The sequence below is a fragment of the Jatrophihabitans sp. sgz311053 genome (assembly GCF_056135305.1).
Genome location: NZ_JBWAXP010000002.1, coordinates 1,000,222 through 1,014,052 on the forward strand (window position 1 = coordinate 1,000,222; position 13,831 = coordinate 1,014,052).

15 protein-coding genes are annotated in these 13,831 nt (G+C 73.0%); 7 read left to right on the top strand and 8 right to left on the bottom strand.

Annotation, left to right across the window (positions count from 1 at the left end; genetic code table 11):
• Window positions 1–253: 253 nt before the first annotated feature.
• Both AC0NZQ_RS13645 and AC0NZQ_RS13650 read right to left on the bottom strand, forming a co-directional pair.
• Entirely contained in the window at window positions 254–787 is a 534-nt protein-coding gene (locus AC0NZQ_RS13645) for a HEAT repeat domain-containing protein (RefSeq protein ID WP_474530396.1), read from the bottom strand.
• A 6-nt stretch (window positions 788–793) separates the two neighbouring features.
• Window positions 794–1,816, bottom strand: coding sequence for a GDSL-type esterase/lipase family protein (locus AC0NZQ_RS13650; RefSeq protein ID WP_474530397.1), 1,023 nt, complete (start codon window positions 1,814–1,816; stop codon window positions 794–796).
• A 147-nt stretch (window positions 1,817–1,963) separates the two neighbouring features.
• Between AC0NZQ_RS13650 and AC0NZQ_RS13655 the strand changes: the two genes are divergently transcribed.
• From AC0NZQ_RS13655 to AC0NZQ_RS13670, 4 genes are read left to right on the top strand one after another with little or no spacing between them, the layout of a single operon-like run.
• Window positions 1,964–3,187 carry a glycosyltransferase family 4 protein gene (locus AC0NZQ_RS13655; protein ID WP_474531399.1) on the top strand — a complete coding sequence of 408 codons (1,224 nt, stop codon included), beginning with the start codon at window positions 1,964–1,966 and terminating at the stop codon, window positions 3,185–3,187.
• Window positions 3,188–3,198: 11 nt separating this feature from the next.
• Window positions 3,199–3,915, top strand: a complete 717-nt coding sequence (locus tag AC0NZQ_RS13660) for a class I SAM-dependent methyltransferase (RefSeq protein ID WP_474530398.1) — start codon at window positions 3,199–3,201, stop codon at window positions 3,913–3,915.
• Complete coding sequence (locus AC0NZQ_RS13665) at window positions 3,912–5,021, top strand: prenyltransferase/squalene oxidase repeat-containing protein (RefSeq protein WP_474530400.1); 1,110 nt, start codon at window positions 3,912–3,914, stop codon at window positions 5,019–5,021. Before AC0NZQ_RS13660 ends, AC0NZQ_RS13665 begins: the two co-directional genes overlap by 4 nt.
• A complete protein-coding gene (locus AC0NZQ_RS13670) occupies window positions 5,018–5,644 on the top strand; it encodes a class I SAM-dependent methyltransferase (RefSeq protein ID WP_474530401.1) in 627 nt (208 codons plus the stop codon). Before AC0NZQ_RS13665 ends, AC0NZQ_RS13670 begins: the two co-directional genes overlap by 4 nt.
• Window positions 5,645–5,701: 57 nt before the next feature.
• On the opposite strand, the gene AC0NZQ_RS13675 is transcribed toward AC0NZQ_RS13670, so the two are convergent.
• Complete coding sequence (locus AC0NZQ_RS13675; RefSeq protein ID WP_474530402.1) at window positions 5,702–6,175, bottom strand: OsmC family protein; 474 nt, start codon at window positions 6,173–6,175, stop codon at window positions 5,702–5,704.
• A 104-nt stretch (window positions 6,176–6,279) separates the two neighbouring features.
• On the bottom strand, window positions 6,280–6,594 hold the full coding sequence (locus tag AC0NZQ_RS13680) for an ANTAR domain-containing protein (RefSeq protein WP_474530403.1): 315 nt from the start codon (window positions 6,592–6,594) through the stop codon (window positions 6,280–6,282).
• A 168-nt stretch (window positions 6,595–6,762) separates the two neighbouring features.
• On the opposite strand from AC0NZQ_RS13680, the gene AC0NZQ_RS13685 reads away from it, so the two are divergent.
• Window positions 6,763–7,782 carry a helix-turn-helix transcriptional regulator gene (locus AC0NZQ_RS13685; protein ID WP_474530404.1) on the top strand — a complete coding sequence of 340 codons (1,020 nt, stop codon included), beginning with the start codon at window positions 6,763–6,765 and terminating at the stop codon, window positions 7,780–7,782.
• 13 nt (window positions 7,783–7,795) lie between these two features.
• On the top strand, window positions 7,796–7,987 hold the full coding sequence (locus AC0NZQ_RS13690) for a hypothetical protein (protein WP_474530405.1): 192 nt from the start codon (window positions 7,796–7,798) through the stop codon (window positions 7,985–7,987).
• 21 nt (window positions 7,988–8,008) lie between these two features.
• Here AC0NZQ_RS13690 and AC0NZQ_RS13695 read toward each other — a convergent pair whose 3' ends face one another.
• The 4 genes from AC0NZQ_RS13695 to AC0NZQ_RS13710 all read right to left on the bottom strand — a co-directional run bounded on the left by AC0NZQ_RS13695 (window position 8,009) and on the right by AC0NZQ_RS13710 (window position 12,813).
• The gene (locus AC0NZQ_RS13695) at window positions 8,009–8,896 is read right to left on the bottom strand and encodes a PfkB family carbohydrate kinase (protein WP_474530406.1); all 888 of its coding nucleotides are present in this window, start codon (window positions 8,894–8,896) and stop codon (window positions 8,009–8,011) included.
• 11 nt (window positions 8,897–8,907) lie between these two features.
• On the bottom strand, window positions 8,908–9,828 hold the full coding sequence (locus AC0NZQ_RS13700; protein ID WP_474530407.1) for an NAD(P)H-binding protein: 921 nt from the start codon (window positions 9,826–9,828) through the stop codon (window positions 8,908–8,910).
• Window positions 9,829–9,872: 44 nt separating this feature from the next.
• The gene (locus AC0NZQ_RS13705) at window positions 9,873–10,304 is read right to left on the bottom strand and encodes a MarR family winged helix-turn-helix transcriptional regulator (protein ID WP_474530408.1); all 432 of its coding nucleotides are present in this window, start codon (window positions 10,302–10,304) and stop codon (window positions 9,873–9,875) included.
• Between the two features lie 379 nt (window positions 10,305–10,683).
• Window positions 10,684–12,813, bottom strand: coding sequence for a DEAD/DEAH box helicase (locus AC0NZQ_RS13710; RefSeq protein ID WP_474530409.1), 2,130 nt, complete (start codon window positions 12,811–12,813; stop codon window positions 10,684–10,686).
• Window positions 12,814–13,107: 294 nt separating this feature from the next.
• Between AC0NZQ_RS13710 and AC0NZQ_RS13715 the strand changes: the two genes are divergently transcribed.
• A complete protein-coding gene (locus tag AC0NZQ_RS13715) occupies window positions 13,108–13,821 on the top strand; it encodes a hypothetical protein (protein WP_474530410.1) in 714 nt (237 codons plus the stop codon).
• Window positions 13,822–13,831 lie beyond the last annotated feature (10 nt).

A 13,831-nucleotide genomic window follows, 5' to 3' on the forward strand; every position in this document is an offset into this window, starting at 1 on the left:
TCATGGGGCCAATCCACCGCGACAGGGACCGACCCCGGCGAATCGCCGCGCTCCCGTGGGGCCAACCCGCGGCGGCGTGGGGCCAACCCGCGGCGGCGTGGGGCCAACCCAGGGCGGGCGCGGGCCCACCCACGGCCGCGCGGGCCCACCCACGGCCGCGCGGGCCCACCCACGGCCGCGCGGGTCAACCCGCGGCGGCGCGGGGCTGACGCTCGCTCCCGTGGGGTCAACCCACGACGCCGGAACCGGACGCTCAGCCCCCCGCCCCCAGCTCGGACAAGCGCTTCCCGGCACGCCGCGAGACGGAGGCGCGGGGATCGTCCTGCAGGCCGACGAGGACGGGGATCAACCACGCCCGCAGGGCGTCGTCCGAGCGGGACCACCGCGTCAGGACATCCATGGTGACGTTCCGGACGATCCAGTCCGGTGAGCCGGTGAGGTTCGACTGCAGCCGTCCGACGGCGCGCTCGTAGTCAGCAGCCGTGAGCGAGTCGTGCAGATGGTCGAGCAGCTGCGCCACGTGCCACTGCACCGAGGGCTGCTCGATCGGGCCGAGGTCGTCCAGGATCTGCGTCACCCGCGGCACGAACCACTCCGGCCGGTCGCGGCAGATCTTCTCCAGCGCGTCGCCCACCCGCATCCGGACCACCGGGTCCGGGTCGTCGATGGCCGCGAAGAGCTCCGGCAGCCGCGACTCGTCGGCGAGCACGAGCGTCACGACATCGGCGGTCCGACCCAGCGAGTTGGGGTGACCGCCGGACAGCAGCGAACCGAACGACTCGCTCACGGGGTGTCAGCGCTTCGGCAGCTTCGCGACGACGAGGTTGGCGATGATCGCGTACCCCTGCGTGCGCGGGTGGATGTCGCGGTACTGGCAGAAGTAGGTCAGCGAGCAGACCTTCGCGACCGCGACCGGAACGGTGCCGTAGGGAGCCAGCGTCGTCGTCTGCGTCTTCGGCGTGTAGGCCCCGGTCGCGGTGGTGACATCGGCGAAAGCGGCGCCGGCCTTGGCATAGGCCTGCTGCAGCTGCGGGTTGATGAGACTGCGGAAGGCGAAGACCGAGAGGTCGGCGAGGCTCCGGCGGTCGGCGTCGCCGGAGAGCGCCTCGCCGAGGAAGACGTCCGGGTAGGTGATCCCGACGATGCGGGTGGCCGGACCTGCGGCCGCCCGCAGCTGCCTGGCGATAGTGGTCAGGGCTGCGGTGATCTCGCCCAGCGCGGTGCTGACGCAGCTCGTGGCGGCGGCCGTGGTGGTCGCGGCGGCGCACGAGGTGATGTCGTTGCCGCCGAGCACGACCGTGATCAGGCCGACCTGACCCCGGTGCGCCTCGAGGTAGTCGACGGCGGCCGTGATCTGGGGCTTGTCGTAGCTCGGCGCGCCGGGGGCGCGGTTGCGGTCCCGGCACCCCGGCGTGGTCAAGGCCGACGTCGTCGTCGCGCCGCTGCAGCCGAAGTTGACCAGCTTCAGGTCGTAACCCTTCGCCTTGGCCTTCGAGACCACCTGGTAGGCGAAGCCGTTGCGGGTGGTGGCGCCCCGTCCGCGGCCGGTCGGCTGGTAACCCGCGGCGTACGAGTCGCCGACCGAGACGTAGGTCTGCTGGTCGGCGCTGAGCGCGGGCTGGCTCGACCCTGCTGTCCCCGAACCGGCCGTGGCCGCCGACGATCCCGACGATCCCGACGATCCCGACGATCCCGACGAGCGCGGGGACGACGAGGGGGCGTTCTCGGATCCGTCGGAGGAGCCGGTGCAGGCGGCGAGGGCGACGACGGCGGTGGTGAGAGCAGCGACGACGCCGGCGCGCCGGAGGGCGATCATGGCCCCACTCTAGGGACGCACGACCGGCCGGGTTGCGAGCGCGGTCGAACCGGAAGGCGGGGCTCGGCATATAGTTCCGGGACGACGACACGCCGCATTTCCGGCGTCCGAAGGGAGCCGGCCACGGTGCAGCGCGAGGACACGCCGTTGCGCATCGCGCTGACCTCCTATCGCAGCAAGCCGCACTGCGGCGGACAGGGCGTCTACGTCCGCAACCTCAGCCGCGAGCTCGTCGCGCTCGGGCACAGCGTCGAGGTCTTCTCCGGCGAGCCGTACCCGGACCTCGATCCGGGGGTGGCGCTCACGAAGGTGCCGGGGCTCAACCTCTACGACGACGCCGACCCGTTCCGACGGCCCCGGCGCAGCGAGTTCCACAGCCCGACCGACGTGCTGGAGTACGGAATCATGTGCACCGCCGGCTTCCCCGAGCCGCGGACCTTCAGCCGCCGGGTGGTCCCGCTGCTCGCCCGCCGCGCCGCCGAGTTCGATGTCGTCCACGACAACCAGACCCTCGGTTCGGCGCTGCTGCGGCTGCCGGCGACGCTGCCGCTGGTGGGCACCGTCCACCACCCCATCTCCGTCGATCGCGCGCTGGACCTCGCCGCCGCCGCCGGCTGGAAGAAGCGGGTGTCGCTGCGCCGCTGGTACGGCTTCGTGGCGATGCAGGCACGGGTCGCCCGGCGGCTGCCGGTGCTGATCTCGCCGTCGCGCAACAGCGTGGACGACACCGTCCGGGACTTCGGGGTGCCGCGCGAGAAGTTCCGCGTCGTGCCGGTTGGTGTCGACGTCGACCACTTCCACCCCCGCGGCGAGCGGGTGCCGGGACGCATCGTGACGATGTGCAGCGCGGACGTCCCTCTGAAGGGACTCTCGGTCCTGCTGCACGCACTGTCGCGGCTGCCCGAGGACGTCACCCTCACCGTCGTCTCCAAGCCCGAGCCCGGCGGCCGGACGGAGAAGCTGGTCGCCGAGCTCGGCGTCGGCCACCGGGTGGCCTTCGTCTCGGGGCTGAGCGACGACGCGCTCGCCGACCTGCTGGCCTCCGCCGAGGTGGCTTGCGTGCCGTCGCTCTACGAGGGTTTCTCGCTGCCCGCCGTCGAGGCGATGGCCTCTGGCACCCCGCTGGTGGCGACCGAGGCCGGGGCGCTTCCCGAGGTCGTCGGGCGGGACGGCAGCTGCGGCACGCTGGTGCCCGCCGGCGACGCCCCGGCGCTGGCCCGTGCGCTCGCCGAGCTGCTCGCCGATCCCGCGCGCCGCGCTGCCATGGGTGCTGCCGCCCGCGAGCGTGCCGCCACCCGCTTCAGCTGGTCCGCCTGCGCCCGGGCGACCGTCGACGTGTACCGCGAGGCACTCGCCCGCACCGCCATCTGAGGAGCAGTTCCGTGCTGACCATCGACTTCGACCGTCTCGGCCTGCGCGAGGGCGAGCGCTTCATCGACATCGGCTGCGGCGCCGGCCGGCACACCTACGAGGCGCTGCGCCGCGGTGCCGACGCCGTCGCGCTGGACCAGAACGCCGAGGATCTGCGCGGCATCGACGAGATGGTCGAGGCCATGGCCGAGGCGGGCGAGATCAAGCGTCCCGACGGCCCCGTCACGCTCAACGCCGATGCGCTGGCGCTGCCCTTCGCCGACGGCCACTTCGACCGCGTCGTCGCCTCGGAGATCCTCGAGCACATCCCGGACGACCGCGCCGCCATCGCCGAGATCGCGCGCGTGACCCGCCCCGGCGGCACGGTGGCCGTCAGCGTGCCCCGCCGCTGGACCGAGCAGATCTGCTGGGCTCTGTCCGACGAGTACCACGAGGTCGAGGGCGGTCACGTCCGCATCTACCGCGGCAGCGAGCTCGTCCGGCTGCTCTCCGAGGCGGGGCTGCGTCCGCTCGGGCAGCACCACGCGCATGCGCTGCACTCGCCGTTCTGGTGGCTGCGCTGCGCGATCGGGGTGGACGTCGAGACCGACGCCAACCTGCTCACCCGCTCGTACCACAAGCTGCTGGTCTGGGACCTCATGAAGCGCCCCTGGCTCACCCGGACCGCCGAGCGGATCCTCGACCCGGTCCTCGGCAAGAGCCTGGTGCTCTACCTGGCCAAGCCGTGACGGCGGTCCCGGAGCGGCGATGGTCGCTGCCTCACCTGCCCGGCGTCCTCTCCGCCGACGAGATCGAGCAGACCATCGACCACATCGCCGGCGAGCAGCAGGACGACGGTCTGCTGCCCTGGTTCACCGGCCACCACGCCGATCCCTGGGACCACGTCGAAGCCGCCATGGCGCTCGCCGTCGGCGGCAGGCTCGACGCCGCCGAGGCGGCCTACCGCTGGAGCGCCGAGCAGCAGCGCGCGGACGGCAGCTGGCCGATGGAGATCGTCGGCACCGAGGTCCGCGAGGCCGCGGGCGATGCCAACCAGGCCGGCTACCTCGCCGTCGGTGTCTGGCACCACCAGCTCATCACCGGCGACGACCGCTTCGCCCGGCAGCTGTGGCCCGCCGTCCGCGCGGCGCTGGACTTCGCCGTCGGACTGCAGCGCCCTGACGGCGCCATCGCCTGGGCCCGCGACAGCGACGGCAACCCGGCCGAAGAGGCGCTGCTGACCGGTAGTGCCTGCCTCGTGCTCTCGCTGCGCTGCGGACTGGCGCTGGCCGCGCATCTCGACGAGCCGCAGCCGCACTGGGAACTGGCTCTCGCGCGGCTGGCGCACGCCGTCGCGGTCCACCCCGACGGCTTCGCCGACCGCAGCCGGTTCTCGATGGACTGGTACTACCCGGTGCTCGGGACCACGGTGAGCGGCCCGAGCGCGCGCACCCTGCTGGCGCGGCGCTCGGACGAGTTCACCGTCGCCGGCCGCGGCATCCGCTGTGTCGCCGACCGGCCGTGGGTGACCGCGGCCGAGACCTGCGAGTTCGTCCTCACCCTCGACGCGCTGGGGGAGCGGGCCCGCGCCATCGCGCTGCTGCGGGACGTGCAGTTCCTGCGAGACCCGGCCACCGGCGGTTACTGGACGGGATGGGTCTTCCCGGAGGAGGTGATCTGGCCGCAGCAGCAGACCACCTGGACTGCCGCCGCGGTCGTCCTGGCTGCTGACGCCCTCACCGACACCACCAACGCCGCCGGTCTGTTCCGGGGCGAGTCACTGCCGGCGCTGCCGGAGGTGTCTGTCTGCGACGCGGACTGCAGCGGCAGCCGCGACCAGGCGCTGCGACCGTGACCGATCCGCTCGCCGTCGCCGACGCGGCGAAGGGGTTCCTGCCGGCGGACGAGGCGAGCGCGCTGCGTGCCGCCGCGGCCACCGCGTCACCCGGCTGCTGGCTGGAGATCGGCACCTACTGCGGCAAGTCGACGGTCCACCTCGCCACCGTCGCGCGGGAGCGCGGCGCCCGGCTGGTGACGCTCGACCACCACCGCGGCTCGGAGGAGAACCAGCCCGGCTGGGAGTGGCACGACACCTCGCTCGTCGACCCGCACGTCGGCCGGCTCGACACGCTGCCGTCCCTGCGCCGCACGCTGTTCGACGCCGGGGTCGAGGACGTCGTCGACGTTCTGGTCGCCACCACCCAGCGAGTGGCGAGCTGGTGGACGACGCCGCTGACCTTCCTGTTCCTGGACGGCAACCACACCGAGGACGTTGCCCAGCACGACTACGCCGGCTTCGCCCGGCATGTCGTGGCCGGGGGTCTGCTGGCGGTGCACGACGTCTTCCCCGACCCCGCCGACGGCGGTCAGCCGCCGTGGCACGTGGTGCAGCGGGCGCTGTCGTCCGGGGCCTTCGCGCAGGTCGGCGAGACCGGGTCGTTGCGGGTGCTGCGACGCACCGACGCCGCCTTCGGCTGACCAGCCACAGACGGCCCGGCACACCGTAGCGGCGCGCCGGGCCGTGACCGCTCCAGGTCAGACGCTGACGGGCAGCGCGGCCTTGGTCCACCGGTTGTCGAACTTCAGACCGCTGCGCTTGTAGAGCTGGGTGACGGGGCAGCGGCGCTCGGTCTCGCTGACGAGACGGGCGAACTGCTCGTCATTGGCGTCGGTCTCGACGCTGGCGCGGACGGTCACCTTGTCGAAGTTGGCGTTGCCCTCCTCGCCGTTGACGAGGACGGCGGTGTCGAGATCGCCGACGACCTCGAAATTCCAGGCGCCGAGGCTGATGCCGAGATCCTTCGCCACGAGCGCGGCCGTCACCTGGTTGCAGGAGCTCAAGGCCGCCAACGCGTAGAACAGCGGGCTCGGGGCCTCGTCCTTGCCGCCGAAGGCGGGGTAGGCGTCGGTGGCGAAACGATGGCCGCCGGCCTCGAGGGACTGGGCGACGCCGCTGCCGGTGCCGGTCACGGCGAACGGGACGACGGTGGCCTTCGGGGTGATGCTCATGCGGGCTCCTTCTGGTCGCGGTGTCAGTGGTGCACAACCAGACATTACCTACCGGACTAATAGAGATAGCAGCAGGGCCGCTCGCGAAGCTCTGTCGGCCGGTCTCAACGCCGGTGCTCGGCGTTGACCTTCGCGACGATCTCGTCCGCGACCTCACGCACAGTGCGGCGGTCGTGCCTCGCCATCGCCTCCACCAGTGCGACGGCGTCATCCTCGGCGAGGCCGCACCAGGCCATGACGATGCCGGTCGCCATGCCGCAGCTGCGGGCGTCCTGCAGCTCGGCCCGCAGCCGCGTCGAGCGGGCCCTCGCTACGGCCAGGGCAGGCGTCCCGCCGTGACGTGGCGGCGCGGACCGGGGTTCCGCAGCGGCCGTCGCCGCGTCCTGTCGGGCCTGGCCGGGTGCGGCCGTGTCGGTCATCTGCGCTGTCGTCGCCTTCGATCCCGCTGCGAGAGAGACGACCAGCTCAGCGCAACTCGTCCGATGGCGCTATGCCGGAAAGCGAAGGGCGTCCTAGCCGAAAAGCGCAGCGCGGCGCCACACTGGCGTCGATCCGCCAGCGGCCGACCCATCGACGGGAGGACGGGCATGCACGCGCCGGTGCGCTCCCGCTTCACCACCACCGACAGGGACGAGGGTGAGGCGCTGGTGGCCGCGGCCTACGTCGGCAACCGGTTGACGGTGCGGGGCAACGTCGCGGACTTCCGCATGTCCCAGGAACGCCTCGACATCGGCGAGGTCGCCTTCGACGGTTACCACAGCACACTGCGGCACGACTTCGATGTGGAGCCGCTGCCGCGGCTGGCTGTCATCCGCATGATCGACCGGACGGTCGAGATCGAGTCGGCGACGCAGTCCGTGACGGTGTACCCCGGTGACGTGAAGCTGGTGACGCTGCCGGGGGAGCGGCACCACACCCGGGTCGACGGTGCGCGAGTGCAGAGTGTCTCGCTGGACTTCGGGCTGCTCGACCGCGTCAGCGACGAACCGGGTGCCGCGACCACCCGGCAGTTCCGCACGCAGCCCGTCGAGGCCACAGCCGCGCACCAGTGGCAGCGGACCGTCGACCACCTCACCGGTTCGGTCCTGGCGACGGGCGCAGCCGTCACCCCGCTCATCCTCGGCGCCGCCGGCCAGCTGCTGGCCGCGACCTTCCTCGCGGTCTTCGACCCGGCCGCCGCCGAAGCCCGGTCCGGTGACGGCCGCGATGCCACACCCGCATCGGTGCGGCGCGCCGTGGCCTACATCGAGGCCAATCCGGACCTGGACCTCAGCGTCGCCGACATCGCTCGGGCCGGCCGCATCTCCGTCCGCGCCCTGCAGCTCGGCTTCCGCCGTCATCTCGACACGACGCCGATGCGCCACCTGCGCCGGGTCCGGCTGCGGGCGGTCCGCGAGGAGCTTCGCGGCGCCGCCGACGGCGACCGCACCGTCACCCAGATCGCCGCCCGGTGGGGCTTCCACAACCCCGGCCGCTTCGCCGCCGACTACCGCGCCGAGTTCGGCGAGGTGCCCAGCGCGGTGCTGCGCCGGGCCGCCGGCCAGCGGCCCGCTGCCCCCGACGATCCACACCAACACGACGCAGAACGCGACCGAGAAGCAGGGTGAGCGGACGGATGCCATGACCACGAGAGCCGCGCACGACATCGTCCGCTCGCCCGCCGCGTGGGGTGCCGTCGGCATCCTCGTCGCCTCGCAGTGCTGGCATCACGATGCCGCGCTGGCGGCGCTCTGTCGTTGCGCGAAACACCTCGGCGTCAGCGTGGACGACGTGGCGGCCTACGTCGAGTGGCACGGCGTCCTGCCGAGCTGACCTCGCTCGACGACGTCTCGGTCACCGCGCGCCGCGGCGGGTGACGGCCCGAGCAGCCGCCCGGTTGGCCTCGACGGCGGCGGCGTGGAGGTCGTCGCCCGCGGCCAGGCGAGCGGCAAGCGTGCCGGTGACGGTGTCGCCCGCCCCCGTGGTGTCGACGACCTCGACCGCCAGCGGTGCCACGGTCATCTCGTCACCGTCCGCTCCCACCACGAGCAGGCCGTCGCCGCCCAGCGTCACCACCACCGGACGGCCGGTGTACTGCGCCAGCGACGTCGCCGCGCCGCGGACGCTGTCGGCGGGCAGTCCGGCCAACCGGGCGAGGTCGCGGCATTCGCCGGCGTTGGGCGTGAGGATCGGAGCCTCGGCCAGTGCCACCTCGATCCCGGCGGCCACGGGCGCGGCATCGAGCACGCACGGCACCCCCGCCGCGCGGGCCGCCGACACCGCCGCGAGGGTGGCGCCGAGGGCGATCTCCGTCCCGACCAGCACGCAGCCGGCCCGCGGCAGCAGCTCTCGCAGCGCAGCGAGCACCTGCGACGCGGAAAGCGCCGCGTTGGCTCCGGCGCCCACCGCGATCTGGTTCTCGCCGTCGGCGGCGACCACGATGAGGGCCGCGCCGGTCGCCTCGCCCGCAAGCTCGACGAGATGATCGACGGCGACGCCCTCGTCCGCCAGGTCGGCGCGCGCCTGCTGACCGAGATCGTCTGTGCCCACCGCGCCGACGAAGGCGACCGCGGCCCCGGCCCGCGCCGCGGCGACGGCGGCGTTGGCGCTCTTGCCGCCACCGTGGCGTTCCAGCTGGCGCCCGATCACGGTCTCGCCGGGGCCGGGAAGCTGCTCGGCGCGGACGACGAGGTCGACGTTGACCGAGCCGACGACCACGACGAGGCCGTCGCGATCAGTCACGAACGGAGACCCTAGCGGCGACCGAGTTCGGCGGCGTGATCCCGGACGAAGGCCGCGAGGTCGATCGGCTCCCGGTCGAGCAGCTCGGCCAGCGCCGTCGAATGCACCCGCACCCCGTCCAGGCCTCGGCGCACGACCTGCCGGAACTGCGCGACCATCCCGCGGGCCTCCCAGTGCGGGCTGCCGCCGGCGCGCATACCCAGGTACAGCAGCGGGCCCGCGACGGGGAGCGGGCGGACGCGCTGCCCGAGCACGTCGGTCATGATCGTCGCGAGCTGCGGGAAGGAGAGCGGCTGCGTCCCGGTGAGCAGGTGGACGCGTCCGTCGGCTCCGGCACCGCCGCGGACGGTGGGATCGGTGAGGACGCGGCCGGCGGCCCCGGCGACGTCACGAGGATCGATCCAGGCCGTCGCGCCGTGCTGGCTCGGATTGGGCAGCAGGCCCCGCCGGATGAGTGGAGCCATGCCGAGCAGGTTGGTCATGAAGGCGCCGGGGCTCAGCCGCGTCCACGGCAGGCCGCTCTCGGCGAGGAGGGCGTCGGAGCGGGCATGGTCCCGCGCCCAGGGCACCGCGGAGGCCGGGTTGGCGTCGGACGCCGACACCTTCACCACGTGACCGACCCCGGCTGCCACGGCGGCGTCGATGGCGGCGCGGTCGCGCGCGAGCTGGTCGAACTCGTTCGGCCCCACGGGGGGCAGCAGGAAGAGCAGCTCGCGACCGGCGAAGGCGCGGCGCAGGCCGGCCGGGTCGCTGAAGTCGCCGAGCGTGGCAGCGACACCTCGGGAGCGGAACGACTCGACCTGGTCCGGTCGCCGGCTCATGGTGGCGAAGTCCGCGCCGCGACCGGCGAGCTCGGCGACGAGCGCGCGGCCGACGGCCCCGGTGGCTCCGGTGACGAGGATGGGTGCGGAGTCATGCGCAAGAGCGGTCATACTCGCTAAGTACCAGGATCCTGATTCTTTGAAACAGGATCCTGCTAAAAGTGGTCGCCGATCACACGATGCAGCACGTCGTTGGCGGCACGCAGTTCGGCCTTGGTGCCGAGCTCAGGTGGCGGATCCGCCGCCGTGAACGCCGACCAGGCCCGTGCCAGCATCGCCTCCCCGGCCCTGGTCAGGCTGATGTCGCTGCGCCGCCCCCGCCCGCGGGCGCCGGACCTCGTCACCAGCTCGCGATCGGCCAGGCCGTCCACCACAGCGGTCATGGTCTGTGGCCGCACCTCGCACCGCCGGGCGAGCTCGGCATTCGTCAAGGCCGCTTCCGCGCCCAGCTGGACGAGCACCCCGAACTGCACCGGAGTGAGCCCGTACTCACCGAAGAGTCGCGTGAGATCGGCTTCGATGCGGTGGGCGGCGCGGATGACCGTCCACCGGAACTGGGCGTCGATGTCGGCGCGGGTGATCTCCACGCAGCACCACCCCTCCGCTCGCGAGCCGCCACCGCCGACGGTATCCCGGGCGCCGAGGCCGGGTTGGCCCCATCCGGGCGCGGTGATGCCGGTGCTCCCACCGCGCTAGCGTGGGGCCAACCGCGGCAGGGTGGGTCCAACCAGCGGGGACGCGAACACGATGTCCCGCTCGTGGCGAGCACCCGATGGACCTAGGGCGTGTCTGACAATCCCGTGCTCTGCTGCGCGACGCCCGGGCACGCACGCTGCCGCGTTGTCGTCGTCGGCCGTAGCACGCTACGGCCGTCCTCCTCCGCCTCGCATCGCGCGCACCCGACCGCCGCTCGCGGCGAGCGGGAATTGTCAGACACGCCCTAGTCGACCAGCTGTGCCCCACTCGTCATCGCAGCGCCGGATCGCGTCGCTTGGCCGTCAGGGCGTCGGTGAGCAGCTCCACCAGCGCCTGATGCTGGACGTCGGCCGACGAGGCGATCTCCTCGTCGCTGCCGTCCAGGGCGCGGGCGGCCAGGCCGGCCTTGCTGTCGATCAGGCCGGCGATCCGGCTGTCGATGGTCTGCGCGGCGAGCACGCGCCACGCGGTGACCGGCTCGCTCTGGCCGATGCGATGGCTGCGGTCGATGGCCTGGGTCTGCTCGGCGTTGGTCCAGGAGAGCTCGGCCAGCACGATGTTCGAGGCCACCTGCAGGTTGAGCCCGACCCCCGCGGCGGTGAGCGAGCAGACCGCGACGGCGACCTCGGGGTCCTTGGTGAAGTCGTCGATGTTCTGCTGCCTGACCTTGGGTGTCTGGTCGCCGCGGATCGAGGCGTAGCGCAGCCCCTGCCGCTCGAAGGTCTCCTCGGCGACGTCCATGACATCGACGTGCTTGGCGAAGAAGACGACCTTGCCCGCCGAGCGGGCGACCTGGGCGGCGTAGTCGGCCGCGAGACCGGCCTTGGCCTGCCCGATGCGTCGCATCATGCTGAAGACGTTCTCGCCGGTCGTCGACGAGTTCGCGTCCTTGAGCTCCCAGGTCGCGACCTGGCGCACGAGATCGGGGTCGATGCCGTCGTAGGCACCCGAGACCCGGTTGGCCATCGCCGTCTCGTACCGGGAGACCAGCCGCGCGGCCAGCTCCCGCTCCGCGGCGCGGATCGAGCGGCTGTCCTTGTCGTCGAGCTCGACGAGCATGTCGGCGATCCGCCGGGCCGGGATGTCGGCCGCGACGTCGATCTTGCGCCGCCGCACGATGCCCATGTCGATCACCGCTTGCCGGGCCGCGGCGTGGAAGCCCGGATCGGACGGCACCAGCCCGGTCTCTTCCAGCCGGTCCATCAGCTCGGCCGTCGGCTCGCTGTCGTCGATCCACCCCAGGAACTGCCAAATCGCGCGGAAGTCGTCGATGTCGTTGATCAGCGGCGTGCCGGTCAGCGCCATGAGCAGCGGTCGCACCGTCCGCTCCCGCACCCGTGCGGCGATCTCCAGGACGTGTCGCGAGCGCTGCGAGGTCTTGTTCTTGATGAAGTGCGCCTCGTCCACGACCATGCCGCGGAAACCGAGGGTCGACAGCCACGCCACGTGCCGGTCGAGCAGCTCGTAGTTCACGACGACGATGTCGGCGAAGCCGTCGATGTCGTCGCCGTTGCCGTGGACGACCGTCGCCGTCCGGTGCGGGACCCACATCCCCGCCTCCCGGGCCCAGTTCGTCTTGACGACGCTCGGGACCACCACGAGCAGCGGATAGGCCTCGGCCGCCTCGGCCGCCAGCAGCGACTGCGCCGTCTTGCCCAGACCGGGTTCGTCGGCGAGCAGGAAGGTGCGGTGACCCTCCTGCGCGGCGGCGACGAGCTGGGCCTGGTGCCGCATCAGCTGCCGCCGGCCGGGGACGCGAAGCGTGGTGGGCTCGGGAAGCTCCATGCAGGCGGGACGGCCGTCCGAGGCCCGCTCGAAGGAGGTGAAGAGCGGGTTGAGCAGCTCCCAGCCGCCGAGCCGACGGGGGAGGGAGGGCGTGCGGACAGCCGAGTAGTCGGGCGCGAGGAAGATGTTGGTCATCTGCCGGGCCACGATGGAACGCGGCACCACCTGGCGCTCGGGCTCGAAGGTGACGGCGGTGGGCTCCGGCTCGTCGGGCTCGTCCGGTGGTGCCTCGATGCCGACCTTGCGCAGCATCTCCCGGCGCCGCTCCTTGGCCGCGTCGGAGACCTTCGCGTCGTCGGCGAGCAGCGCGAGCAGGCCGGGGTCCCGGACCGCGGTCTTGGCCAGTGCGGTCGCGATGCCGTCGAGGCGCTTGAGCTGGCGCGACTCGCGTCCCCGGTCGGGCTGCTCGGCCTTGGCCTTGGCGTGCTCCTCGCGCACCAGCAGCGCCACGGCCTGGAACTTCGCTCGCACCGAGGGCGAGACGCGACGGCGGTCGACCGCCGCCTCGACGTCGCCGAGAGCGCGGACGAGCACGGAGATGACGTCGCCCGGGCCCTCGCCGTGCCCCGAATGATCGGAGCGGCGATTGCCCTGGCGCCGGCCTGACTGAGCCAACGATCCCTCTTTCTGCACTGCGTCACCGGTGCAGCTCTGCACCGCGTCGTCGGCGCACCGACGCCGGACGGAGCCGGATCGGACGAGCCGGGTCGGCGTGCGGAGCGGCCGGACGCGCAGCCTCGCGCGATCGGACACCACGCCGACGGATGTCACCGCGTCACGGACGGCCTCGCGGGCCGCGCATCGCGCGGTATGGCACCGATCGTAGCGCCGTCACGCCCGGACCGTCGCCATCGGTGCGGCGGTCGCGTCGAACGGCGCCCTTATGCTGACCTCGCCACACTCGTCTGCGTGACGACACGGACGCGAGCGCGGCCGGCGCAGTGGGGTGAGCCGACGCTGCGTCGGTCCGGCCAGAGCAGCACCCGCCGGCCCGTCAGCCGGTCCGCCCGCCGCCGCCGGCTGCGTCGCGCCGGCGCGCTGGTCGCCGTCCTGGTGCTGGCGGCGCTGGGTCTGCGAGCGCTCGCGCCGGGCGCGGACCCCCGGCCGGCGCCCCCGGCGGGCTGCCATCGTGCGTCCTGCACGGGCGAACCCGGTGTCATCGGGGCGCCGCTCAGCCGGGCCGAGGTCGCCGGCCGGGCGCGGTACTGGCTGGCGGACGCGACCATCCGGTACTCGATGACGCAGGGCCACGACGGGCCGGGCGGCTGGGGGTGGTACCGCCGGGACTGCTCCGGGTTCGTCTCCATGGCGCTCCGGCTGCCGGACGACAACGGCGGTGCCAGCACCGTCGGCCTCGCCGAGGTCGTCACCCGGATTCCCGCGCGCCAGCTGCGCCCGTACGACCTGGTGGGTCGGCTGGGACCAGGTACCGGCGGCGAGGGCGGGCACGTGCAGCTCTTCCTCGGCTGGGGTGATGCCGCCCGCAGCCGGGTGCGCGTCCTGGAGCAGGGCAGCCTCGGCGGCCGGGTGCCGTGGCCGCACGAGACCACCTACGCCTGGCCGGAGCGGATGGCCGACGGCGCCGTGCTGCGTGCCTACCGCTACACCGGCATCCGCGACTGAGGCGCGCTCC